Consider the following 23,971-nt stretch of genomic DNA (forward strand, 5'->3'; position numbering starts at 1 on the left):
GAGCGGCATTCAACATTCAACATTCAACATTCAACATTACTATGCACCTCGCCCCCAACGATCTCCTCCAGGGCCGCTACCGTGTGCAGTCGCTGATCGCCCAGGGCGGCATGGGCGCGGTCTACCGGGCGGTCGATGAGCGCCTGGGCAATACGGTCGCCCTCAAGCAGACCCTGATGAGCGACCCGCAGCTGCGCGCGGCATTTGAGCGCGAGGCGCGCCTGCTGGCCGGCCTGCACCACCCGGCGCTGCCGGTGGTGAGCGACCACTTCACCGAGGGCGAGGGCCAGTTTCTGGTGATGCAATACATCCCCGGCGACGACCTGGCCTCGATGCTGGCCAGCCGGGGCGGGCCGTTCCCCCTCGCCGAGGTGCTGCCCTGGGCCGACCGCCTGCTCGACGCCCTCGACTTTCTGCACACCCAGCGCCCGCCGGTCATCCACCGCGACCTGAAGCCCCAGAACCTGAAGCTCACTCCGCGCGGCGAGATCGTCCTGCTCGACTTCGGCCTAGCCAAGGGCGAGCTGGGCAGCGGGGGGGCCACCGGCGGGCGCAGCCTCTTCGGCTACACCCCGCAGTACGCGCCGCTGGAGCAGATCCAGGGCACCGGCACCGACCCGCGCAGCGACCTCTACTCCTTCGGGGCGACGATCTATCAGCTGCTCACCGGCGAGACCCCGCCCGACGCGCTCACCCGCGCGTCGGCGCTGGTGGCCGGACAGCCAGACCCGCTGCGCCCGGCGCACCTGCTGCGCCCGCAGCTCCCCGCCGCCCTGGGCGATCTGCTCCAGCTGACGATGGCCCAGTCCGCCGCGCAGCGCCCCGCCTCGGCCGCCGATCTGCGCCGTGCGCTCCAGCATGCCGCTGCCGGGGCGTCGAGCTTCCCGCAGACGCTGATCGCCGCCGGCCAGGCCGGCAGCGCCGGCCAGCCGACGATCAATATGGCCCGGCCTGGCGCCGCGCCCACTGTCCAGTCCCATCCCGCCGCGCCCGCGGCGGCTGGCCCCAGCGCGGTAAAGTGGCGGCTGATCGGCGGGGCAGCCGCGCTCAGCGTGGGCGTCCTGGTGGCGGCGGTCTTCTTCCTGCTCCAGCTGTTTATGGGCGGCGCGGTCGGCGGGCAGGATACCTCGGCGACGGCCATGAGCGCGCTGAAGCCGACCCCCGTGATGATCTCGGCCACTGCGGGCGCTGCACCCGAGCTTGGGGCCGGGGTGAGCCGCGCAGACCCGCTGCCCGCCGGGGCGACCGCTCAGATCGCCAGCTGGGCGGTGCTTGTCACGGGCGTGACTCGCGGCGACGATGCCTGGAACCTGCTCTATGAGACGAACAGCAACAATAAGCGGCCCCCAGAGGGCCAGGAGTATCTGGTCGTCCACGTGCGGGCGCGGGCGCTGGCGGGGAGCGAGGCGAACCGCGAGCTCTACCCCCGGCTCACCGGCGACAGGCTTATCCTTTACTCGCCGGTGGCCGCCGTGACGCCGAAGCAGCGCCCCGAGGAGTACGCCGCCGAGAGCGAGCACGACATCGACTTCCCGTATCTGGTGGCGCTCGGCGAGGGCGATCTGATCCTGAATGTCGATGACCTGGCGAGCTCGGACACGCAGCCGATCTTCGTCGCGATCGATGAGGGCGCCGCGATCACGGTAGACCCCGCGCTGCGCTCGATCAAGCCCACGTCGCTGGGCGCAGACCCGCGCGAGCCGGCGGGCATCGGCGAGACGGTGACGACTGAGGACTATGAGGTGACGGTGCGCGAGGTGCTGCGCGGCGACGCGGCCTACCAGCGGCTGATTGAGGCGAATAGATATAACGACCCGCCTAAGGATGGCACCGAGTATCTGCTGGCCCTCGTCGAGGTACGTTTCATCGGCGCGAAGGATGAGCTGGTGATGGTCTCTGACAGCAACTTCTACTCGGCGGTCGGCGACGCGCAGGATGTCGAGGCGACGGCCATCAAGTATACGTCGGTCGTCGAGCCCGAGCCGGACATGCCCTTCTATCTCTACCCCGGCGGGCAGAGCGCCGGCTGGGTGGCGGTCGCTATCCCCAAGGACACCCCGAGCGCGCTGCTGGTCTTCGGCCCGAGCTTCGGCAGCAGCGACCTGAACACGCGTTACTTCGCGATTGAGTGAGGGGAGGATTTGGGAGGGCGAAGCCCTCCCAAATCCTCCTGCTATGACTCCTATGATCACCTACACGATCACTATGCCCGAGCCGCACACCCACCTCTTCCACGTTGAGGTGGTGATCGACGCCGTGACATCTTCTGTGCTGGATCTTGTGCTGCCGGGGTGGACGCCCGGCTCCTACATGATCCGCGAGTACGCCCGCCACGTCCAGGAGTTTGCGGCCCTCGGCCCCGACGGCGCGGCGCTGCCCTGGCGCAAGACGGCCAAGGACACCTGGCGGGTCGAGGCCGGCGCCGCGGGCGCGGCGCTTGTGCGCTACAAGGTCTACGCCAACGAGCTGACGGTGCGCACCAGCCACCTCGACGCGAGCCACGGCTACTTCAACCCCTCGACGCTCTGCATGTATGTGCCCGGCCGCACCGAGGAGCCGCTCGGGGTGCATGTGGATGCGCCCGAGGGCTGGCGGGTGAGCACGGCGCTGGAGCTAGGGGACAGGGGACAGGGGACAGGGGACAGGGGACGGGAGGTATTTGTCGCCCAGGACTACGACGAGCTGGTGGACAGCCCCTTCGAGTGTGGGACGCAGCGGGTGCTGCCCTTTACGGTGGACGAGGTGCCGCACGAGATCGTGATCTGGGGGCGCGGGAATGAGGACGAGGCCCGCCTGGTGGCCGACACCCGGCGGATCGTCGAGGTGCAGCGCGATATGTTCGACGGCCTGCCCTACCCGCACTATAGCTTCATCCTCCACCTGACCGACGGGCGCGGCGGCGGCCTGGAGCACCGCAACAGCGTGACGAACATGGTCGACCGCTGGACCTTCCGGCCCGAGCGGTCGTATGAGCGCTACCTGTCGCTGACCAGCCACGAGCTGTTCCACGTCTGGAACGTGAAGCGGCTGCGCCCGGCGCCGCTCGGCCCCTTCGACTACCGCAGCGAGAACTACACGCGCCTGCTCTGGTTTGTGGAGGGGGTGACGAGCTACTACGACGAGCTGCTGCTGGTGCGGGCGGGCCTGATGCAGCCGGGGCGCTTCCTGGAGAAGCTGGCCGACGAGATCCTGGCGCTCCAGGGCCAGCCCGGCCGCCACGTGCAGAGCCTGGAGGAGAGCAGCTTCGACGCCTGGGTGAAGTTCTACCGGCCGGACGAGAACACGGCCAACAGCAGCATCTCCTACTACCTGAAGGGCTCGCTAGTCTGCCTGCTGCTGGACATGGAGATCCGCCGGCGCACCGGGGGCGAGCGCAGCCTGGACGACGTGGTGCGCGAGCTGTATGGGCGCTACCCGATCAGCGGGCCGGGCATCCCCGAGGAGGGCGGCGTGATCGCCGCCGTGGAGGCGGTGGCCGGCGCGCACGACGGCGCGTTCCGCGACTTCTTCGCCCGCTACATCGCCGGCACGGACGAGCTGGACTACGCCGCCGCGCTGGCCGCCGCCGGGCTGGAGCTGCGCTGGGGCCATCGCCAGCCCCGGGCCGGCGGGGCCGCGCCGGCCTGGCTGGGCCTGAAGCTGAAGCGGCAGGGCCGCCCTCATCGACCAGCAGCTCCTGGACCCGCCCGGAGACCTCGCTGCTGATCAGCACATTCTCCGCCTCGATCGTGCCCGAGCCGGTGAGCGCCGCACCGCTGGCCGAGACGCTCCGCTGGCTCCACCACCAGGAGCCGCCGCCGATCAGCGCGGCCAGCAGCAGGACAGGGATGACGATACGTGCGCGATGTTCCATATAGGTACTCTCTTCTCGTGGGAGGGACACCTCAGTGTGTCAGTGCCTCAGCGCATCAGCGATCTAGTCGAGCCGCTTGCGGAAGCGCGCCGACGCGAGCACGATCAGCACCGTGCCGAAGATCGTCAGCGCGAAGATCTGCGTGGTGAGCGAGGGGATGCCGATGCCCTTGACCACAATGCCGCGCACCACCACCAGGAAGTAGGTGAGCGGGATGAAGCCGCTGAAAAACTGCAGCACCGCCGGCATCGCGGCGATCGGGTAGATGAAGCCGGAGAGAAAGATCGACGGCAGCAGGGTCAGGAAGGTCAGCAGGAACGCCTCCTGCTGGGTCTGGGCGATCGTCGAGATCAGCAGCCCGATGCCCAGCGCGGAGACGAGGAACAGGCATGAGATGCCGAGCAGCAGCAGCACGCTGCCGCGGATCGGCACGCCGAACCAGAAGGTGCCGATCAGGAGCACCTCCCCGGTGATCAGCAGGGCCACCAGGGCGAAGGGCAGGATCTTGCCGACCATTAGCTCCCAGGGCCGGATCGGCGTGACGATCAGCTGCTCGATCGTACCGCGCTCGCGCTCGCGCACGATCGCCGAGGCCGTCAGCAGCGTGGCCTGAAACTGCATGATCAGGCCGATCAGCGCCGGCACCATAAAGTAGGCGCTGGCCATGTCCGGGTTGTACCAGACGCGGGTGCGCACCTCGACCGGGGCCACAAGCGTGAGGTTGCCGGCCCGTCGCGCCAGTTGCTGCTGCTGGATCTGCGTGGCCTGGACCTGGCCGATCAGGCGGGCCGAGGAGAGCGAGGAGGCGGCGACCGTCGGGTCCGAGCCGTCGAGCACAAAGGCGGCCTGGGCGCTGCGCCCGCTGAGCACATCCGCCGCATACGAGGGCGGGATGATCAGGCCGGCCCGGACGAGGCCGGCGTCGACGAGCCGCGCCAGATCCTGCTCGCTCGTCGCGGCCTGGGTGACGGCGAACTGGCCTGAGGCCACAAAGGCCTCGACCAGCGCGCGGCTCTGCGGCGTGCGGCTCTGGTCGTAGACCGCCAGCGGCACGTTGCGCACGTCGGAGCTGGCCGCGTAGCCCAGCAGGATCAGCTGCATCAGCGGCATCACGAACATCACCGCTAGGGTGCGCGGGTCGCGGATAATGTGGATGAACTCTTTGCGGATGATCGGTAGTAGATGCGATCCCATGCCGCCCTCGCTTCCCGAGCATGTGTGCGAATATTGATTGACCAGTCAATCAATGGAACTATCATACCACGACCTGCGCCGCTGTCAAAGAGATTCTGGGGGCCTGCGGCCGCAGAATCTCTTGTTGTGTAGGTGCCACCATGGCCAGCTTCGCTGCACGGTGAGGGTGTGGGAGAGCTTCGCTCTCCCACAAAAAAACTGATGATGCTGCGGCGCGGCTACGCCGCGCCGCAGCATCATCAGTGCATCAGAAGCGCGCATCTTCCTGTATCATGGGGGTAGCCCAACGCTGGGCGCCCGCAAGGAGGACGCGATGGCTGCGCACGACGGCGAGCTCTTCACCGTGCTGGACGACCGCTTCAAGGCCTGCTTCAAGGGCAGCGCCCGGCTTGAGCAGCTCTACACCGGCTGCCGCTGGGCCGAGGGGCCGGCCTACTTCCCCGCCAGCCGCTCGCTGGTCTGGAGCGACATCCCCAACGACCGCATGCTGCGCTGGGACGAGGCCACCAGCGCCGTCGGCGTGTTCCGCCAGCCCGCCGGCTACAGCAACGGCAACACGGTGGATCGCCAGGGCCGCCTGGTCAGCTGCGAGCACGGCGGGCGCCGGGTCAGCCGCACCGAGCACAGCGGCGCGATCACCGTGATCGCCGACAGCTACCAGGGCCGCCGCCTGAACAGCCCCAACGATGTGGTCGTCGCGTCCGATGGCGCGGTCTGGTTCACCGACCCGACCTACGGCATCGACAGCGACTACGAGGGGCACCGGGCCGAGAGCGAGATCGGCGCATGTTATGTCTACCGGGTGGACGTGCAGAGCGGCGTGATCGCGGTCGCCGCCGACGACTTCGTGCGGCCCAACGGGCTGGCCTTCTCGCCCGACGAGCGCCGGCTCTACGTGTCCGACACCGGGGCCAGCCACGTGGCCGACGGCCCGCGCCACATCCGCGTCTTCGACGTGGCCGAGGGCGGGAAGCTCTCGGGCGGCGATGTCTTCGCCACCTGCACCGTCGGCGCCTTCGACGGCTTCCGCCTCGACACCGCCGGCCGGATCTGGACCAGCGCGGGCGACGGGGTCCACTGCTACGACCCCGACGGCACCCTGATCGGCAAGGTGCGCGTCCCCGAGCCGGTGGCCAACGTGGTCTTCGGCGGGCCGAAGCGCAACCGGCTCTTCATCTGCGCCACCACCTCGATCTACGCGATCATGCTGCCGGTCAACGGGGTGGCCACGTTCTGATTGTAGATTGGGCGATTGCAGATTGCAGATTGCCACCCCATCGTCAGCTAATCCACCCTCAGCCCTATACCGGTGCCCAACCAGCTGCATACAATAGAAACAGCCCAATCTGCAATCTGCAATCTGCAATCTGCAATCTGCAATCTGCAATCTGCAATTCAAACACTATGACCACAGAGCCCCCGTCGATCCGCGTGGCCGAGCTGCGCAAGTCCTTCCAGGTGCCCGTGCGCGAGGCCGGCCTGGGCGCGTCGATCCGCAGCCTGGTGCGCCGGCAGACCCGCGAGGTGCGCGCGGTGGACGGCGTGAGCTTCACGATCGCGCCCGGCGAGGTGGTCGGCTTCCTGGGGCCGAACGGCGCCGGGAAGACCACCACGCTGAAGATGCTCTCGGGCCTGCTCCACCCCGGCGGCGGCGAGCTGAGCGTGCTCGGCCACCTGCCGCAGCGCCGCGAGCGCGCCTTCCTGCGCCAGATCACCCTGGTGATGGGCAACCGCAACCAGCTCCAGTGGGATCTGCCGGCCCTGGACTCCTTCGAGCTCCAGCGGGCGATCTACCGGCTGCCCGCCGAGTCTTTCCGCCAGACCCGCGACACGTTCATCGAGCTGCTAGAGGTGGGCGATCTGGTGAGCAAGCCGGTGCGCAACCTCTCGCTGGGCGAGCGCATGAAGATGGAGCTGATCGGCGCGCTGCTGCACCTGCCGCAGGTGCTCTTCCTCGACGAGCCGACGATCGGGCTAGACGTGACGATGCAGCGGCGCATCCGCAGCTTCATCGCCGAGTACAACCGCCAGCACGGGGCCACGGTGATGCTCACCAGCCACTACATGGCCGATGTGGAGGCCCTCTGCCGGCGGGTGATCGTCATCCACCACGGCCAGGTGCTCTACGACGGCGCGCTCACCGGGCTGGTCGACCGCTTCGCCGCCTACCGCCAGATCGGCGTGGCCATGGCTGAGCCGGCCGACCTGAGCGGCTACGGACAGGTGATCGCCGCCGAGGGCGGGCGCATCACCCTGCGCGTGCCCAGGGCCGAGGCCGCGCGGATCACGGCGCGCATCCTGGCCGATCTGCCGATCATCGACCTGACGATCGAGGAGCCGCCGATCGACGATGTGATCGAGCAGGTGTTCGCCGGGTAGGGCCGGGTCTGATGCAAAGCCCTGGGGCTTCGCCCCAGACCCCCGCCGGGAGGGGTAGGGCCAGGGCGCTGCAGCGCCCGGCCCAAGCGGTGGTACAATACATACACATTCTATGTATGTTATGAAGGAGCTGCGACGATGGCCGTGATCATGGCAACATTCACCGACTCGCGCGACGCCGAGCGCGCCGCAGCGGCCCTGCGCGAGAGCGGCTTCTCGGGCGCGACGGTCGGGACCTCGGCGGGCGATGTGGGCGACATCGTGGGCATGGGCGCCACCGAGTCGAGCTTCCGCAACCTGGTGGTGATCGGCTCGGCCCTGGCCGGGGCCGCCGCCCTGGGCGCGATCGGGTTTCTGCTCGGCATGTTCTCGATGGACACCCCGGACATCCGTGGACAGGGCACCATCGACAGCATCGGCCCGGCCCTCACCTCTCTGGTGATGTTCGCGGCTGGCCTGGCCGTCGTCGGCGGCATCGGCGGCCTGATCGGCGGGTTCCTCAGCGCCGGCATGGCCGGCGGCTTCGTGCGCAAGGCCGTGGCGAACGGTGAGGCTCCGCGCCGCCCGCTGATCACGGTGCCGGTGGGCAGCCGCCAGCAGGAGGATGTCGTCCACGAGGTGCTGCGCCAGGTCGGCCCGCCCTTTGAGGTGATCGTGCGCTGACGCTGCGTGTCAGCACAAAAGGCAGAAGGTAAAAGGCAAAAGGTAACATGTTACCTTTTGCCTTTTACCTTTTGCCTTTCATCCGGAGGATATATGCTCGACTACTACTGGACCGTGATGAAGACGGCGGTGATGACCCAGTTTCAGTACCGCACGGCGAACTACTTCTACATGGTCGGCATGGTCGCCGAGCCGGTGATCTACCTGGTGGTCTGGAGCATGATCGCCGCCGCCCAGGGCGGCAGCGTCGGCGGCTACACGCCCGGCGCCCTCGCCGCCTACTACATCGTCTGGACGCTGGTGCGCAACATGAACATTGTGTTCACGCCCTACGGCTGGGAGTGGCGCATCCAGCACGGCGAGCTCTCGGCGGCCCTGCTGCGGCCCGTCCACCCGCTGCACTTCGATATCGCCTACTTCGCCGGCTGGAAGCTGGTGGTGATCATCCTCTGGCTGCCGCTGGCCGCCGCGCTCTCCCTGATCTTCCGCCCCGAGCTGAGCCCGAGCTGGCAGGGCGCGATCACCTTCGCCCTGGCGATCTGGGGGGCCTACCTCATCCGCACCATGCTCCTGTGGGCGCTGGGCATGATCACCTTCTGGACGACCAGGGTCAGCGCGCTCTACGAGCTGTTCTTCGCCGCCGAGCTGCTGCTCTCCGGGCGGCTCGTGCCCATGAGCCTGCTGCCCGACTGGGCGCAGCGCCTGTCCAGCTACCTGCCCTTTCAGTGGACCTTCGGCTTCCCGATCGAGGCCCTGGTCGGCCAGCTCTCGCCCGCGCAGCTGCTGGCCGGGCTGGGCATGCAGCTGCTCTGGATCGCCGTCGGCGGCGCCGCCGTGGCCCTGATCTGGCAGCGGGGCGTGCGCGCCTTCACCGCGGTCGGCAATTAGGGAGGATTGGCAGGAGGGCATGGCCCTCCTGCCAATCCTCCAGGGGGTCGTATGTCACTCCTCCGCCTGGCCTACCACTTCTTCCGCGTCGGCGCGATGAACGAGCTCCAGTACCGGGCGAACTTCTTCGTGCAGCTGCTCCAGTCGGCCGTGGCCCTGGCCGTGGGGCTGATCGGCCTGGGGCTGGTGTTTAGCCACACCAGCGCGCTGGCCGGCTGGTCGCAGCCGGAGCTGCTGGCCGTGATGGGCGTCCACATCCTGATGGGCGGGGTCATCCAGGCGATCATCCAGCCGAACATGATGCGGCTGATGCAGGATGTCCAGCAGGGCACCCTCGACTTCGCCCTGACCAAGCCCGAGGACGCCCAGGTGCTGATCAGCGTGCGCGAGATCCGCATCTGGCAGCTGGTGAACGTGCTGATCGGCGCGGCGGTGCTGGGGGTGGCGATCGTCCAGATCGGCGACCGGGTCGGCCTCGGCGAGGGGCTGATCTTCGGCGTCGCCCTGCTGCTCGGCGGCCTGATGATCTATAGCTTCTGGCTGATGCTCACCAGCGTCTCGTTCTGGGTGGTGCGGGTCAACGAGATGGTCAACCTGTTCGAGGGGGTCTACGCGGCCGGGCGCTGGCCGGTGGGGATCTACCCCGGCTGGCTCCAGGGCCTGCTGACCTTCATCGTGCCGGTGGCCTTCGCGATCACCGTGCCGGCTGAGGCGCTCACCGGCCGGCTGAGCGGGCTCACCCTGGGCCTGGCCGCCGCCGTGGCCCTCGGGCTGCTCCTGCTGGCCCGCCTGGTCTGGCAGGTCGGCCTGCGCCAGTACTCCGGGGCCTCAGCGTGATTGCAGATTGCAGATTGCTGATTGCTGATGATCGCCTGCCCCTGATTTTGACTGGGCTTGCGGATCTGGCCCGGCAGGTGTACATTGCGACCGCAAGTACAATCGCCCCCTGACACCTCACACCGACCGCCGGGGGATCTTGAGGAGACCACATGGACTCACTGATCGCCGCCCGCTCGCAGATGGAGGTCTCGCTGGCCTTCCATATGATCTTTGCCGCCATGGGCATCGGCATGCCCCTGCTGATGCTGATCGCCGAGGGGCTCTACCTGCGCAGCGGGCAGGAGCACTACCGCGACCTGGCGCACAAGTGGGGCAAGGCCACCGCGCTCACCTTCGCCGTCGGCGCCGTCTCGGGCACCGCGCTCTCCTTCGAGCTCGGGCTGCTCTGGCCGCGATTTATGGCCTTCGCCGGCGAGATCATCGGCCCGGCCTTCGCCCTTGAGGGCTACGCCTTCTTCATCGAGGCGATCTTCATCGGCCTCTACCTCTACGGCTGGGAGAAGCTCTCGCCGCGCGCCCACTGGCTGGCCGGCGTCCCCGTCGCCCTCAGCGGGATGGTCTCGGGCGTGCTGGTGGTGGCCGCCAACGCCTGGATGCAGACGCCGACCGGATTCACGCTTGACGGAGCCAGGGCCGTCGACATCAACCCGCTCGCCACCTTCCTCAGCCCATCCTGGTTCCAGATGGCGCTGCACTCGACCCTCTCATGCTACATCTCGACCGGCTTCGCCGTGGCCGGGGTGTACGCGCTAGGCATGCTGCGCGGACGGCGCGACGCCTACCACCGCTCGGGGATCGCGATCAGCCTGGCCGTCGCCAGCATCGCGGCCATCCTCCAGCCGCTCAGCGGGCACATCAGCGCGCAGAACGTGGCCGCCTACCAGCCGGCCAAGCTCGCCGCGATGGAGTCGCACTTCAGGACCGAGGCCTGGGCGCCGATCATCATCGGCGGCATCCCCGACACCGCCAGCGGCACGGTGCGCGGGGCCATCCAGATCCCCGGCCTGCTCAGCGTGCTGGTGGGTGAGAACCCGAACACTGTCGTGACCGGCCTCAACGACATCCCGCGCGACCAGTGGCCGAACGTGCTGATCAGCCACATCGCCTTCCAGACGATGGTTGGCGCGGCCTTCGCCATGATCGGCCTGGGGCTCTGGTACTGGTGGGCGCGCCGCCGCCGCGCCGCCGAGGGGCGCTGGCTGCTGCGCGCCCTGCTGGCCGGCTCGCCGCTGGGCTTCATCGCCCTAGAGGCGGGCTGGCTGGTCAGCGAGGTCGGCCGGCAGCCCTGGGTGATCTACGGGGTGATGCGCACCTCCGCCGGGGTGACGCCAGTGGCGGAGGTGCCGATCACCTTCTTCGGCTTCAGCCTGCTCTATATGGGCCTGGGGGTGGCCCTCATCTTCCTCCTGCGCGGGCTCGCCACCGGCGCGCCGGAGCACTCGGGCCAGACACAGCCGCAGGAGGCCCCCAATGCCGCTTGAGAACCTGGTCGCGGGCGTCGGCCTGCTGGCCGTGATCGCCTACGCCGTGCTGGGCGGGGCCGACTTCGGCGGCGGGATCTGGGACGTGTTCGCCAGCGGGCCGCGGCGCGAGGCCCAGCGCACGGCGATCGCCGGCGCGATGGGGCCGGTCTGGGAGGCCAACCACGTCTGGCTGATCTTCGTGATCGTCATCCTGTTCACGGCCTTTCCGACGGCCTTCGCCGCCCTGAGCGTGGCCCTGTTCATACCCTTCCACCTAGCGCTGCTGGGGATCATCCTGCGCGGCACGGCCTTTGTGTTCCGGGCCTACAGCCCGGTACACGGCGGGGCCGGCGCGCGCGGCTGGGGCGTGATCTTCGGGGTGGCCAGCGTGATGACGCCGCTGGCGCTGGGCATGGCCCTCGGCGCGGTGTCGGCGGGGCAGCTGCGGGTGAGCGGCGGCGAGGTGCTGCCGGGCGGCGCCTCGTCCTGGCTGACGCCGCTCTCCCTGGCGATGGGCGCGCTGGCCCTGGCCCTCTGCGCCTACCTGGCGGCGGTCTTCCTGTCCAACGAGACGGCGGGCGCGCTGCGCGAGGACTTCCGCCGGCGGGCGCTGCTGGCGGGCACGGCGGTGGTGGGGCTCTCGGCGCTGGCCCTGCCCCTGCTGTACATCGCCGCGCCCCACCTCTGGGGGGGGCTGCTCAGCCTGCGGGCGGCGCCAGCGCTCGGGATCGGCACCATCGCGGCCCTGCTCTCGGGCTGGGCGCTGGCCCGGCGGCGCTACCGGCTGGCCCGGATCAGCGCCGTGGCCCAGATCATCTGCCTGCTGGCCGGCTGGGGCCTGGCCCAGTACCCCTACCTGATCTTCCCCGACGTCACCCTGTCCGCCGCGGCCGCCGGGCCTGGCACGCTGGCCTTTGTGCTCTACTCGCTGCCCATCGGCATGGCCCTGCTGCTGCCCTCGCTCTGGCTGCTCTTCCGCGTGTTCAAGGGCGAATACATCCGCTGAGTGCGCCACGCAAGAAGGGGACAGGCGGCAGGCTCAGCTGAGCCTGCCGCCTGTCCCCTTTTGCCCCTCTGGGTCGGCCTCGGCCAGGTCGGCATCTACGCTCCCGGAACTCCCTACGGATTTTCGGAACCGTGTACTAGCATGATGCGTGGCAGTGGGCTGGCGGCGAATTCGCCAGCCCACTGCCACAGCCGGCCGAGCGCCAGGTCATACCAACTGGAATTGAGCAAGCCGCATGCGCGCCGCCGCCAGAGCACGTTGGAACGCCATGCACGGCAATCTGCAATCCAAAATCTGCAATCTGAAATGGTATCAGTCGGCCGGCGTGGGCAGACGCGACAGGGCGAGGAGGACGAGGGCGCCGCCGCAGACCAGAGCGCCGATCATGCTGAACACCGTTGGCAGCGGCACACTCGCCGCGACCAGGCCGATCAGCAGGGGGCTGATCGTCGCGCTGAGCCCGCCGGCCGTGTTATAGGTGCCCAGGGCCGCGCCAAGCTGCGCCGGCGGGACGTGCTGGCTCACGAATGCCTGGCCGGCCGTCAGGAACATACCGAAGGAGATGCCCTCAGCCGCGAGCAGGATCATCATCGCCGGGTAGTCGGCGCGCAGGGCGAGGCCGAGCAGCGCCGCGCCGCTGAACGCCATCGCCGCGATCATCAGGCGCCGGCTGCCCGCCGGCGTGCAGAAAACCCCGATCGGCAGGCGGGTGGCAGTCGAGGCAAGGGCGCGCACGGTGTAGAGGCTGCCGATGGCGACGGCGTCCATGCCCAGCGACGCGGCGCGCAGCGGCAGCACCATCACGACCACGGCGCTGAAGACCGGGCTGAACAGGAAGTTCGCGAGGCAGGCCAGCAGCAGGGCCCGGTTCTGGAGCAGCAGCCCCATACGCGGCCCGCGCGACCGGGCGATGCGGACCATCGGCGCGCGACGCGGCAGCAGCAGCCAGGCCAGCGCCGCGGCGCCGGCGGACAGCATGGCGGCGATCTGTAGGCCCGTCCGCACGCCGCCGGCGCGGTGGACCAGCCCGCCGAGCAGCGGGCCGATCGCAAAGCCGAGGCCCATGGCGGTGGTGAGCAGGCCCATGGCGACGCCTCGGTCGGCGGGCGCGCTGGCGTCGCCGACCAGGGCCGCGGCGATGAAGAAGGTGGCCACGGTGGCCACGCCGGTGAGCGCCTGGGCGGGCAGCAGCCAGGCCGGCGATGGCGCGGCCGCCAGCAGCGCCGCGACGAGGGCGAACAGCATCAGGCCGGCGGCGATCACCGGCACGCGCCCCCGACGGTCGGACAGAGCGCCGATCGGCACGGCGCTCAACACCTGGGCCGCGCCGTTGAGCGACGTCAGCACGCCGATCAGGCCGAGCGAGGCGCCCAGCTCACGGGCCAGCAGCGGGAACACCGGCAGGATCATGCCGACGACGACATCGGCGCAGCAGATCACCAGGTACAGCACCAGCAGCTCACGGCTCAGCACCCGCCGCGCGCGCCCCATCCACACGTGTGCCGGGCGCTGCCCGGTGAGGCCCAGGATCGGATCAGCCATATATCCTCTCAGTACTCACGCGCGTCGCAACCCTCAGCGGGCGACAGCTGTCGGCTGCGGCCTATGATACTCGAAGGATGCTGGCCGCGCAGCGTGTGACTCTTGGCCTGGACAGACGCCGCCGCCGGTGCTACCATCCTGGCATGCCACCCTTTCTCTATACACCGAGCCACAGCAATGAGCGATAACGCCATCCCCACAGAGCTCCCCTGGAAGCTCTGGATCTACACCAACTACGACTGCAACCTGCGCTGCTCCTACTGCGTGGCCGAGTCGAGCCCGCGCGCGCCGCGCCGGGCGATCGGCCTCGACAACGTGCGCCGGCTGGTCGATGAGGCAGTTACTCTCGGCTTCAGCGATGTCCTCTTTACCGGGGGCGAGCCATTCATCCTGGGCGAGATCTATGAGATGCTGGACTACGCCTCGGCGCGGCTGCACACGACGGTGCTGACCAACGCGATGCTGCTGCGCGGATCGCGCCTGGATCGCCTGGCCGCCGTCGCCAGCGACAGGCTGACCGTGCAGGTCAGCCTGGATGGCGGGCGGGCCGAGGACCACGACGCCTACCGGGGGGCCGGCAGCTGGGCGAAGACGCTGGAGGGCATCCGGGCGATCCAGGGGCGCGGCATGCGGGTGCGGCTCTCGACGACGGAGACGCCGGCCAACAGCGCGCGCCTCGCCGAGATCTGCGCGCTCCACCACAGCCTGGGCATCCCCGAGGAGGATCACTTCATCAGGCCGATGGCCCGGCGCGGCTTCGCCAGCGAGGGCGTGGAGGTGGGCATGGCGAGCCTGTCCCCCGAGCTGACGGTGAACGTCGACGGGGTGTTCTGGCACCCGCTCTCCACCGACGCCGACATGCAGGTGAGCAAGGCGATCTTCCCGCTGGCGGCGGCCTGCGAGCGGGTGCGGGCGCAGATGGAGGTGATCGCGCGCACGGGCGCCGCGCCGCCGATGACCTTCACCTGAGGCTAGCCCCTGCGGCCCCCGTGCGGGGCCAACACACCGTAAGGGCGCAGCAGCGTCGCGCTGCTGCGCCCTTGCCGCTATACGCTCAGCGCTGCGAGATCCTCCGGCGTCAGCCGCAGACCCACGGCGCCGATCAGCTCGGTCGTCTGCTGGGGGCTGGTGGCGCTGGCGATCGGCGAGGTGACGGCGGGCTGGGCCAGCAGCCAGGCCAGGGCGACCTGGGTGGGCGTGGCGTCGTGGGCCTCGGCGACCTTGAGCACCGCGTCGAGCACGGCGAAGCCGCGGTCGTTCATGTAGCGCTGCTGGACGCCGCCGGCGCGGGCGCTCGTCGGCATGGGGCCGCCCCGCCGGTACTTGCCGGAGAGGAAGCCGCTGGCCACCGACGAGTAGCCGATCACGCCGACGCCGAGCTCCTGGCACATCGGGCCAAGCTCGCGCTCGAAGTCGGCGCGGTCGATCAGGTTGTAGCGCGGCTGGACGCAGATGTAGGGCGCGTAGCCGCGGCGGTCGCTCTCCCAGAGCGCGCGGGTGAGCCGCCAGGCGCTGTAGTTCGATGCGCCGAGGTAGCGCACCTTGCCGGCGCGCACCAGGTCGTCGAAGGCGCGCAGGGTCTCATCGAGCGGGGTCTCGTCGTCGTCGATATGGGCCTGGTAGAGGTCGATGTAGTCCGTCTGCAGGCGGCGCAGCGAGTCCTCGACGCCGGCGATGATATGGCGGCGCGAGAGGCCGCGCTGGTGGGGCGCGTCGCCCATGGCCGAGCCGACCTTGGTGGCCAGCACGATCTCGGCGCGGTTGCGGCGCTCCCGCATCCAGCGGCCGATGATCAGCTCGGAGTCGCCGCCGCTGTTTCCGGGCGCCCAGCGCGAGTAGACATCGGCGCTGTCGATGAAGTTGCCGCCGCCGGCCACGTAGGCGTCCAGCACGGCGTACGAGGCCGGCTCGTCGCATGTCCAGCCGAACACATTGCCGCCGAGGCAGATCGGCGCCACCTTCAGGCCGCTGCGGCCGAGCGTTCGCATCTCCATGTGTGTCATTCCTTTGTGCGCTCACATTGGCGGGAGGAGCTCTCCCGCGCTCACATATGCAGTATACGTCAGGTTCGTTGGCTTCAGCTTAATGGCCAGGATGGCCAGCCTGACGACGAGGGCGCCCTCTCGATCATCCTCATAGTTAGCGCACTATCTCTATTCAGCAGCGAAAGGGCTACTATATCCGGTAGACATGAGCATATCTCTGTGTATAATATGATGACCATTTCCTGCCCCCACTAGCCCAGGAAGGTCATGTATGAGTAACACGAAACACGTGTTTACCCCGGTCGTCACACTGGTCGGACTTGTCCTCATCTCCGGAGCGCTCGCCGCCGCCTTTACGGAGGAGAACCGGCTCCTGCTCTCCATCGTGATCTTTCTGTCCGCGACCCTGCTGCTCCTGCTCGTTTCCATCCGCCCCCAACGCGTCGAGCAAGGCACATTTGTGGTGCGAAAGGATATATTCGGCAACATCGAAACCTTCGATGATGGCGTCTTCTTCTACACACCCTACATCCACACCATCGAAGCGATGATGCCAAACTACCCGCTGCGCTATGAGTTCTCTGTCGGTGAGATCGACACCAACACGCCGGGGCTCAAGCGGATCCAAAGCATCAAGGTGCGAGTCATCTACCGGCTCGTAGCCCGCAACTTCTGCAACTGGATCTATCCCTCGCTCTTCCACATTGACCAGCAAGCGCGGAGAAAAAATGCGTCGCCCCATGGTGAGAGCGATCAGAAGCAGGTTGGCCCCTACGCCTTTATCAGGCGTCGGATCAAGGATCTCCACACGTCGGAAGAGTTGAATCCTGACAACCCGGAGCTATGGGCGCGGGTTACCGCCGAGGCCCTGGAGCATATCCTCGACGATATGATCCGCGACTGGATCTGGGACTGGAAGCAGCGAATGGGTGACACGCCCGAAACCCCGGTTGAAAACGACCCCTACGCGCTGAACCTCAATCGTAAAGAGATAGCCGGGCAAGTACGGGCCGACCTGGACAGCCGCACCCAGTTCTGGGGGCTGCGGGTAGATGACATCGTATTTGAGAATGTGGTGATCGACGAGGAGATCATCAAGGGGAAGACGCGCAACAAGCAGCGCGAGATAGAGAACGCCGAGCACGATGCGAAGAAGGAAGCAATCGCTATCAGCACAAAGGGCATAGCCGAGGCCGAGGTGCGCGCCGAGGCGGTGGCCCAAATCATCGCGAGGCTTGTGGGAGAGAAGAAGATCGAGATCAGCGACGAGATGATCTACAACATCGTGCGCGCCGCCATGTACAGCGACGGGAAGATGATCTGGAATGCGACGATGGAGAAGGGGCCGGAGAGCCGCTGAGCTGCTGGCAAACCTGGGAGCGCGGGCGGGACACCCGCGCTCCCGGCATGCGGCAAAAGGTGATTGCCAGCAGTATCGGTGCATCACCCCTGACGCACCTGCCCCTTACGCGCCCCAACCCCAACCCCCAACCCCTAACCCCCAACCCCCAGCTCCTCATACAGTGCCTGCACCAGATCGGCTGAGGCCGCCAGCTCGTCGCGGTGGGTGGAGACGCTCTCGATGTTGACCCCCAGCGGGATGGACTGGGCCGCCGCGCGCTCGCGGATGGCCCGCAGGTTGGCCCGGCAGATCTGGATGGAGGTGGCGAAGGGCGTCGCCGAGCCCATGATCGCCTGCTCGACCCCTGGGGCGATGGCGACGCCGAGCCACTTGAGGAAGGTCATTGTCCCCGGCCGGCCGCAGGGCGAGAAGGTCAGGATCACCCGCTGCGGGGCGACGCCCTCGCGCCGGCACGCCTCGGCGTAGTCGGCGAGCAGCCGCAGGGTCGGCGCGGGGTCGTAGACCACCTGCGAGATGAAGAAGCGGCTGCCCTGGGCGGCCTTGAGCAGCAGCCGCCGGCTCTCGTCGTACGCGGGCGAGTGGCGCTCGGCGATCGCCACGCCGCCCAGCATCGCCGTGGGCATCTGCTCGCGGGCCAGCTGCATGGCCCGGTCGACGAACAGCGTGCCCGGCGGCGGAACCGGCACCGACGAGCCGACCAGGATGAGCTGGCCGATGCCGTAGTCCTGGTGGGCCTCGCGCAGCCAGACGAGCCAGCCGGCCTCGCCGAGCTCGCCGACGCTCTTGTAGGTGATGGCCTGGGCGCCGGTGCGCTCCTGGATCTGGCGGGCGTAGATGCGCGGGTCGATCGTCGGCTGGTAGGGGAAGGGCCGTGTCTCCTCGGTGCGCCCGCTCTCGTCCTGCACATCGTAGACGACCAGGCCGTCGAGGGGCAGTCCGCGCACCCGCTCGGCCAGCCGCTCGGCGGCGAGGGCGATCTGCTCGTCCGAGGATCCGGCGCGCGGCGGGGTCGATCCGTAGAGGGTGACAAACTGCTGCGGGTCGGTCAGCTTTGCCTGGAGGTTGATCATGGCGGTATCCTGTTGGGGCGCAGCGCGCTACGCCCTGACGATGAGTGTTCGCACGATGATAGCCGATCTTTGGTCAGGCGCATGCAGCCCTAGCCGTTCAGGTATCCCCGCCGGCGCAGCTCCTCGACGAAGCGGGCGTAGGGCGCGTCGTAGCGGCTGGCGTCGGGGCGGGGGTGAACCTCGGCGCGGGCGTGGCTCATGGCGCGGGTGGCCGCGCCCAGCCCGGGGTGCGCCCCGGCGGCAGCGGCGATCACCGCCGCGCCGAAGGCCGCCTCGACCTCGCGGGGGACGAGCAGCGGCCGGCCCAGCACGTCGGCGCGGATCTGGAGCCAGATGGGGCTGCGCGCGCCGCCGCCGGCCGCGTGGACCGGCCCGTCAACCGCGTAGCCGAGCGCCTCTAGCTCGGCGAAGGCCAGCCGCTCCAGGTAGGCCACGCCCTCTAGAACTGCCGTGTACGCGGCCTCGCGGCCCGCGCCCGCGCCCAGCATGAAGCCCTCGGCCTGGGGGGCCACAAAGGGGAATCGCTCGCCCCGTCCCTCCAGCGGGTAGCAGATCGCGCCGGACGGCGTCAGCGCGGCGGCCCGCGCGTCGAGGGCGGCCAGATCCTCGCCGGGGAAGCGGGCGGCCAGGGCGGCCCCGCCGGTGCTGCTGGCGGCCCCCGGCAGCCAGTGGCCGTCCGGGTGGCGGTGGGCGTACACCCGGCCCTGCGGGTCGCGCGGGAGCTGGGCGCTGACGCCCTTGAGCACCAGGGTGGTGCCGAGCACGCTGAGCCACTGGCCGGGCGCGGCGGCCCCGCCGGCGATCTGGGCGGCGCAGCCGTCGCTCATGCCGGCCACGACGGTGGCCCCGGCAGGCAGCCCGGTCGCCTCGGCGGCGGCGCGCGAGACCTGGGCGATCGGGCTGGCCGGGGCCACGACGCGCGGCAGCTTCGCCAGGGGCAGGCCGAGCGTCTCTAGCAGCTCCTCCGGCCAGCGCAGCGCGATCAGGTCGTAGCCGCTCTTCAGGGCGTGGCTCCAGTCGGACGTGGCGTAGTCGCCGGTCAGCCGGCCGACGACAAGGTCGGCGGCGTGGCAGATCTGGGCGGCGGAGGCCAGCTGCTCTGGCATATGCCGGCGCAGCCAGAGCAGCTTGGGCAGGCCGAAGGAGGCGTCGAAGCGGTAGCCGAGCCGCTCGCAGAGCCCGGCGGCGGCCAGGTTCAGGTCGGCGGCCTCCTGGGCGGCCCGGCGGTCGCGGTACATGATCGCCGGGGCGACGGGGCGGCCCCGCGCATCCAGCAGGCAGATCGTGCCCGAGGTGGCGGTGACGGCCAGGGCGGCGATGCGCTGGGCCTCGGCGCCGAGGCTGGCCGTGGCCGCGCGCAGGCAGGCGACGGCGGCCAGCCACCAGTCGTCGGGGCGCTGCTCGGCGCGCCCGCCGGGGCCGTCGGCGGTCTCCAGCGGCGCCGAGGATCGGGCGCGCACCTCGCCCCCCGCGTCGGCGACGACCACGCGCACGCCCTGGGTGCCCACATCTATGCCGGCGAAGAGCGATCCGCTGAGGGCTGAGGGCTGAGGGCTGAGGGCTGAGGGCTGCGTGTTGAGCATGAGATGATCCCTTGCGACTCGGGAAGGCTGCTACAATCTGCAATCTGCAATCTGCAATCGAGAAGGGAGACAGCGGTGACCGCACTCAGGGCCGGGCACGACTATGTCGGGGTGGGGGGGGGGGCGATGGTGTTCGACGACGCGGGCCGGGTCTTCCTGGCGCAGCGCGGGCCGCTGGCCAAGAACGAGCGCGGCTGCTGGGAGTTCCCCGGCGGCTCCCTCGACTATGGCGAGCGCCTTGAGGATGCGATTATACGCGAGTTCGAGGAGGAGTACGGCATGCGGATCGGCGAGCTGCGCCTGCTCGGTGTGGTGAACCACATCCTGCCCGACGAGGGCCAGCACTGGGTCTCGCCGACCTACCTGGCCCGCCACATGGGCGGCGAGCCGCACATCCGCGAGCCGGGCAAGTGCAGCGCGATCGGCTGGTACTCGATGGGCGATCTGCCCGCGCCGCTGTCGCTGGTGAGCGTGGAGGATGTGCGCCAGGCAGAAGCCCTGGGAGACGGCGCGCTGCGCCCCTACACGACCCCGAAATAGGGTATGATAGTCAGGGTGTGCTGGCATTGCTGGCACACCCTGACTATCAGAGGGGGGCGTATGAGGCAGCCGGGCTTTCTGGGCACCGAGGCGTCGCTGGGGGCGGACATCGCCCTGGTCGGCAGCGTCCTGGTGATGATCGCCTTCACCGTCGGGGCCTACCTCGCCCTGCGCGGGCGCTACGAGGCCCACCGCTGGGTGCAGACGGGGGCGGCCGTCGCGAACGTCCTGCTCGTGCTCGGGGTCATGATCCCCTCGCTGCTGGCGGTCGCCCCGTCGGACAACGTGGAGCTGCCGGCGGCGGCCTTCGTGGCCATGCCCGCCCACGAGCTGCTCGGGCTGTCCGGGCTGCTCTTCGGCCTGTTCGTGGTGCTGCGCGGCAACGGACTGGTGCCGGCCCGGCTCAAGTTTACGCGCTACAAGCTGTTTATGCGCGCGGCCTACGGGCTCTATCTGGCCGCCACCCTGGTCGGCGTGGCGGTCTACATGGTGCTGTACACATGAACATGATTGAGACACCCACGATCGCCGCCCACGAGCGCATCCTGGCCGCCCTCGACGTGCCCGACCTGCCGAGCGCCCTCAGCCTCGTGGAGCAGCTGCGCGGCCGCGTCGGCGGCTTCAAGGTCGGCCTGGAGCTCTGCACGGCCGCCGGGGCGCCCCAGGTGGTGCGGGCGGTGGCCGAGGCCGGCGGCAGCGTCTTCCTCGACCTGAAGCTGTCGGACATCCCGAACACGGTGGCCGGCGCGGTGCGCTCGGTCTGCGCCCTCGGCCCGGCGGTGCGCATGCTCACCCTGCACTGCCACGGCGGCGCGGCCATGCTGCGGGCCGCCGTCGCGGCCGCCCGCGAGGCCGGCCCCGCCCGCCCGCTGCTGCTCGGCGTCACCGTGCTGACCAGCATCGACCAGAACGCCCTGCGCGACGATCTGGAGATCGCCGCCGGCCTACAGGATCACGTCGTCCACCTGGCCCGCATGGCCCAGGAGTGCGGCCTGGACGCGGTGGTCGCCTCGCCCCACGAGATCGCGGCCATCCGCGCGGCCTGCGGGCCGGACCTGCGGATCGTCACGCCGGGGGTGCGCCCGGCCTGGGCGGACAGCGGCGACCAGCGCCGGGTGATGACGCCGGCCGAGGCCCTGCGCGCCGGCTGCGACTATATGGTCGTCGGCCGGCCGATCACCGCCGCCCCCGCCGAGGTCGGCGGGCCGGCCGAGGCCGCCGCGCGGATCGCCGAGGAGCTCAGCGCGGGCTGAGCAGTATTTTTTTGTTGGGTGAGGGCGGCTTCGCCGCCCTCACCCAACAAAAAACCGGGTCTGGGGCGAAGCCCCAGGGCGTTGCAACAGCCCTGGCTGATTAGAGCTCGGCCACGGCCGGGATGATCTCTTTGCCGAAGAGCTCAAGCGGCGTCAGTGAAGAGACATTGGGCATGTTGAAGATCGCGTGCTGGACGCCGAGGGCGGCCAGGCCCGTGCAGTGGGCGATGATCTCGGCGGGCGTCTGGGTGCCGGGGATGAAGGCCGTGCCAAGGGTGGTGACCTCGATCTCCTCGAAGGGCCGGCCGAGCCGCTCGCAGTGGCCCTTGAGCACATCGAGCTTGTGGGTCAGCGCCTCGGGGCCGAGCCGGTCGAAGAGGTTGCAGGCGTCGGCGTACTGAGCGACCATGCGCAGGGTCTTCTGCTCGCCGGTGCCGCCGATCATGATCGGCGGGTGGGGCTTGCGGATGGCCTGCGGGCTGTTGAGCGGGCGCTCAAGCTGGTAGTGCTTGCCGGCGTAGGGGCTCTCATCGCCGCGCCACATCTGGTGGACGATCTGGAGGGCCTCCTCCAGCTGCTCGAAGCGGTCCTTCAGCGGCGGGAAGGGCACGCCGAGCCCCCGGGACTCCTGCTCGTTCCAGGCCGCGCCAATGCCCAGCCAGGCCCGCCCGCCCGACAGCACATCCAGGGTCGTCACCGTCTTGGCGAGGATGCCGGGGTTGCGGTAGATCACGCCGCTGACGAGGGTGCCCAGGGTAGCCCGCTTCGTCACGGCGGCGAGGTAGCTGAGCGCGCTGTAGCCCTCCAGCATCGGCTCCTCGGGCTTGCCGACGAAGCCGATCTGGAAGAAGTGGTCCATCACCCAGATGCTGTCAAAGCCGGCCTCATCGGCGGTGTGGCCGATCTCGCCCAGCCGCGGGCCGATCTCCGCGTCGCCGCCGGGCCAGGTGAAGCTCGGGATCTGTAGTCCGATCTTCATGGTATCTCCTTTGTGTTGATAATCCGTTATGTAACGTAAACCATATATAAGTGGGTGTGGGCGGCGAATCCGCCCACACCCACTCATATCTCCCCCTACGCCCCCCAGGTCTTGCGCAGCACCCTGACCCAGTTCTCGTGGGCGATCTTGCGCAGGTCGGCCTCGGAGAAGTGCGCGGACAGGGCGTCCACGAGCTTCGGCAGGCCGGAGACATCGCCGATCGCCTGCGGGATCGTGGCCCCGTCGAAGTCGGACCCGAGGCCGACCCGGTCGATGCCGAGGCGATCCACCAGGTAGCGCACGTGGGAGACCATCGTCTCCAGAGGCACATCGGCGGCGTTGCGGCCGTCCTCGCGCAGGAAGCTGACCGCGAAGTTCAGACCGACCATGCCGTCGGACTCCTTGATCGCGTCGAGCTGCCTGTCGGTCAGGTTACGCGTGCTCTGGCAGAGGGCGTGGACGTTGGAGTGGGTGGCGACAAGGGGCGCGTCGGAGAGCCGGGCCACGTCCCAGAAGCCGGCCTCGTTCATGTGCGAGAGGTCGAGCATGATCCGCATGCGGTTGCAGGCCTTGACCAGCTCCTTGCCGGCGTCGGTCAGGCCGGGGCCGGTGTCGCCGGTGCGCGGGAAGGCGAAGGGCACCCCGTGGCCGAAGGCGGTCGGCCGGCTCCAGACCGGGCCGAGCGAGCGCAGGCCGGCCGCATAGAAGACCTCCAGCGCCTCCAGGCCGGGGTCGATCGCCTCGGCGCCCTCGAAGTGCAGGATGGCCGCGATCGTGCCAGACTCCAGGCAGGACTCGATCTCGGCGGCGCTGCGCACCACCTTCAGCCCGCCCTGCGACTCGGCCTCCAGCTTGAAGAGCAGCCCAGCCATGCCCAGGGCGATGCGCTGCGCGTAGCCGAGCTCCAGCGGGTCGGGCAGCGGCGCCTCGTACGACCCGCCGTCGGGCAGGCGGTCGGTGGGCGACGCGCCGCGCTCGCCGGGGATGAAGACGGCGAAGAACCCGCCGCCGAAGCCGCCGGCCCTGGCCCGGGGCAGGTCGATGTGGCCGTGCTCGCTCTGGCTGAAGAAGCTGCGCTCCTTGCCCGGCTGCGGCCTATACAGGTCGAGCAGGGTGTCGTTATGTCCGTCGAAGATCGGGATGCGCGGGGTGGATGGCATCGGTTGGCTCCTTGCATTGGTGGGAGGGCTCGCTCTATCATACCATCCCGGTAGGAGTGTGGGGGCGGCTGCGCCGCCCACGATATATTTGTTAGACAAGATTGCAGATTGCAGATTGCAGATTGCAGATTTGGTGCAATAGAATGCCATTCACGGCATCAAACTGTAAAGCAACCTGAAACCTTGGCTTAGCGCGAATAAGCGCTGGGT

21 protein-coding genes are annotated in these 23,971 nt (G+C 69.1%); 14 read left to right on the forward strand and 7 right to left on the reverse strand.

Features of this window, described 5'->3' with window-relative positions; all coding sequences use genetic code 11:
* Positions 1–41: 41 nt before the first annotated feature.
* Positions 42–2,132: a serine/threonine-protein kinase gene (locus tag K2Z83_RS16700; RefSeq protein ID WP_220596326.1), complete on the forward strand. Its 2,091-nt coding sequence runs from the start codon at positions 42–44 to the stop codon at positions 2,130–2,132.
* A gap of 52 nt (positions 2,133–2,184) precedes the next feature.
* Positions 2,185–3,705, forward strand: a complete 1,521-nt coding sequence (locus tag K2Z83_RS16705; RefSeq protein ID WP_220596327.1) for a M61 family metallopeptidase — start codon at positions 2,185–2,187, stop codon at positions 3,703–3,705.
* 211 nt (positions 3,706–3,916) lie between these two features.
* Here the strand turns inward: K2Z83_RS16705 and K2Z83_RS16710 are convergent, their stop codons facing one another.
* A complete protein-coding gene (locus K2Z83_RS16710; RefSeq protein ID WP_220596328.1) occupies positions 3,917–5,047 on the reverse strand; it encodes an ABC transporter permease in 1,131 nt (376 codons plus the stop codon).
* Between the two features lie 313 nt (positions 5,048–5,360).
* Here K2Z83_RS16710 and K2Z83_RS16715 point away from each other — a divergent pair, with 313 nt between their 5' ends.
* From K2Z83_RS16715 to K2Z83_RS16745, 7 genes are all read left to right on the forward strand, one after another.
* Complete coding sequence (locus K2Z83_RS16715) at positions 5,361–6,284, forward strand: SMP-30/gluconolactonase/LRE family protein (protein WP_220596329.1); 924 nt, start codon at positions 5,361–5,363, stop codon at positions 6,282–6,284.
* 167 nt (positions 6,285–6,451) lie between these two features.
* Positions 6,452–7,426 (forward strand): ATP-binding cassette domain-containing protein, encoded by a 975-nt coding sequence (locus tag K2Z83_RS16720; protein WP_220596330.1) that lies wholly within the window; start codon positions 6,452–6,454, stop codon positions 7,424–7,426.
* Between the two features lie 138 nt (positions 7,427–7,564).
* Positions 7,565–8,089, forward strand: a complete 525-nt coding sequence (locus tag K2Z83_RS16725; protein ID WP_220596331.1) for a hypothetical protein — start codon at positions 7,565–7,567, stop codon at positions 8,087–8,089.
* Positions 8,090–8,182: 93 nt separating this feature from the next.
* Positions 8,183–8,977: an ABC-2 family transporter protein gene (locus tag K2Z83_RS16730; protein ID WP_220596332.1), complete on the forward strand. Its 795-nt coding sequence runs from the start codon at positions 8,183–8,185 to the stop codon at positions 8,975–8,977.
* A 51-nt stretch (positions 8,978–9,028) separates the two neighbouring features.
* Positions 9,029–9,814: an ABC transporter permease gene (locus K2Z83_RS16735; protein ID WP_220596333.1), complete on the forward strand. Its 786-nt coding sequence runs from the start codon at positions 9,029–9,031 to the stop codon at positions 9,812–9,814.
* Positions 9,815–9,966: 152 nt separating this feature from the next.
* Positions 9,967–11,298, forward strand: coding sequence for a cytochrome ubiquinol oxidase subunit I (locus K2Z83_RS16740; protein ID WP_220596334.1), 1,332 nt, complete (start codon positions 9,967–9,969; stop codon positions 11,296–11,298).
* Positions 11,288–12,286 (forward strand): cytochrome d ubiquinol oxidase subunit II, encoded by a 999-nt coding sequence (locus K2Z83_RS16745; protein WP_220596335.1) that lies wholly within the window; start codon positions 11,288–11,290, stop codon positions 12,284–12,286. The genes K2Z83_RS16740 and K2Z83_RS16745 overlap by 11 nt, the downstream gene beginning before the upstream one ends.
* A gap of 312 nt (positions 12,287–12,598) precedes the next feature.
* Here the strand turns inward: K2Z83_RS16745 and K2Z83_RS16750 are convergent, their stop codons facing one another.
* Positions 12,599–13,828 carry an MFS transporter gene (locus K2Z83_RS16750; protein ID WP_220596336.1) on the reverse strand — a complete coding sequence of 410 codons (1,230 nt, stop codon included), beginning with the start codon at positions 13,826–13,828 and terminating at the stop codon, positions 12,599–12,601.
* A gap of 177 nt (positions 13,829–14,005) precedes the next feature.
* On the opposite strand from K2Z83_RS16750, the gene K2Z83_RS16755 reads away from it, so the two are divergent.
* Complete coding sequence (locus K2Z83_RS16755; RefSeq protein ID WP_220596337.1) at positions 14,006–14,797, forward strand: radical SAM protein; 792 nt, start codon at positions 14,006–14,008, stop codon at positions 14,795–14,797.
* Between the two features lie 77 nt (positions 14,798–14,874).
* Here the strand turns inward: K2Z83_RS16755 and K2Z83_RS16760 are convergent, their stop codons facing one another.
* The gene (locus K2Z83_RS16760) at positions 14,875–15,822 is read right to left on the reverse strand and encodes an aldo/keto reductase (RefSeq protein WP_220596338.1); all 948 of its coding nucleotides are present in this window, start codon (positions 15,820–15,822) and stop codon (positions 14,875–14,877) included.
* 262 nt (positions 15,823–16,084) lie between these two features.
* On the opposite strand from K2Z83_RS16760, the gene K2Z83_RS16765 reads away from it, so the two are divergent.
* Positions 16,085–17,173 carry an SPFH domain-containing protein gene (locus K2Z83_RS16765; protein WP_220596339.1) on the forward strand — a complete coding sequence of 363 codons (1,089 nt, stop codon included), beginning with the start codon at positions 16,085–16,087 and terminating at the stop codon, positions 17,171–17,173.
* Between the two features lie 134 nt (positions 17,174–17,307).
* On the opposite strand, the gene K2Z83_RS16770 is transcribed toward K2Z83_RS16765, so the two are convergent.
* Both K2Z83_RS16770 and K2Z83_RS16775 read right to left on the reverse strand, forming a co-directional pair.
* A complete protein-coding gene (locus K2Z83_RS16770) occupies positions 17,308–18,246 on the reverse strand; it encodes a hypothetical protein (protein ID WP_220596340.1) in 939 nt (312 codons plus the stop codon).
* Positions 18,247–18,335: 89 nt separating this feature from the next.
* The gene (locus K2Z83_RS16775) at positions 18,336–19,829 is read right to left on the reverse strand and encodes an FGGY-family carbohydrate kinase (RefSeq protein ID WP_220596341.1); all 1,494 of its coding nucleotides are present in this window, start codon (positions 19,827–19,829) and stop codon (positions 18,336–18,338) included.
* Positions 19,830–19,904: 75 nt separating this feature from the next.
* Here K2Z83_RS16775 and K2Z83_RS16780 point away from each other — a divergent pair, with 75 nt between their 5' ends.
* Genes K2Z83_RS16780 through pyrF form a run of 3 tightly spaced genes read left to right on the forward strand, consistent with a single transcriptional unit; the run spans position 19,905 to position 21,622 of the window.
* A complete protein-coding gene (locus K2Z83_RS16780) occupies positions 19,905–20,369 on the forward strand; it encodes an NUDIX domain-containing protein (protein WP_220596342.1) in 465 nt (154 codons plus the stop codon).
* 60 nt (positions 20,370–20,429) lie between these two features.
* Positions 20,430–20,873 (forward strand): hypothetical protein, encoded by a 444-nt coding sequence (locus tag K2Z83_RS16785; RefSeq protein ID WP_220596343.1) that lies wholly within the window; start codon positions 20,430–20,432, stop codon positions 20,871–20,873.
* A complete protein-coding gene (gene pyrF, locus K2Z83_RS16790; protein WP_255604104.1) occupies positions 20,870–21,622 on the forward strand; it encodes an orotidine-5'-phosphate decarboxylase in 753 nt (250 codons plus the stop codon). The genes K2Z83_RS16785 and pyrF overlap by 4 nt, the downstream gene beginning before the upstream one ends.
* A 100-nt stretch (positions 21,623–21,722) precedes the next feature.
* Here the strand turns inward: pyrF and K2Z83_RS16795 are convergent, their stop codons facing one another.
* Positions 21,723–22,601, reverse strand: a complete 879-nt coding sequence (locus K2Z83_RS16795) for an LLM class F420-dependent oxidoreductase (RefSeq protein ID WP_220596344.1) — start codon at positions 22,599–22,601, stop codon at positions 21,723–21,725.
* Between the two features lie 95 nt (positions 22,602–22,696).
* Positions 22,697–23,761 carry a dipeptidase gene (locus K2Z83_RS16800; protein WP_220596345.1) on the reverse strand — a complete coding sequence of 355 codons (1,065 nt, stop codon included), beginning with the start codon at positions 23,759–23,761 and terminating at the stop codon, positions 22,697–22,699.
* Positions 23,762–23,971: the final 210 nt, after the last annotated feature.

It is taken from the genome of Oscillochloris sp. ZM17-4, assembly GCF_019599295.1.
Taxonomy (GTDB): Bacteria; Chloroflexota; Chloroflexia; order Chloroflexales; family Chloroflexaceae; genus Oscillochloris.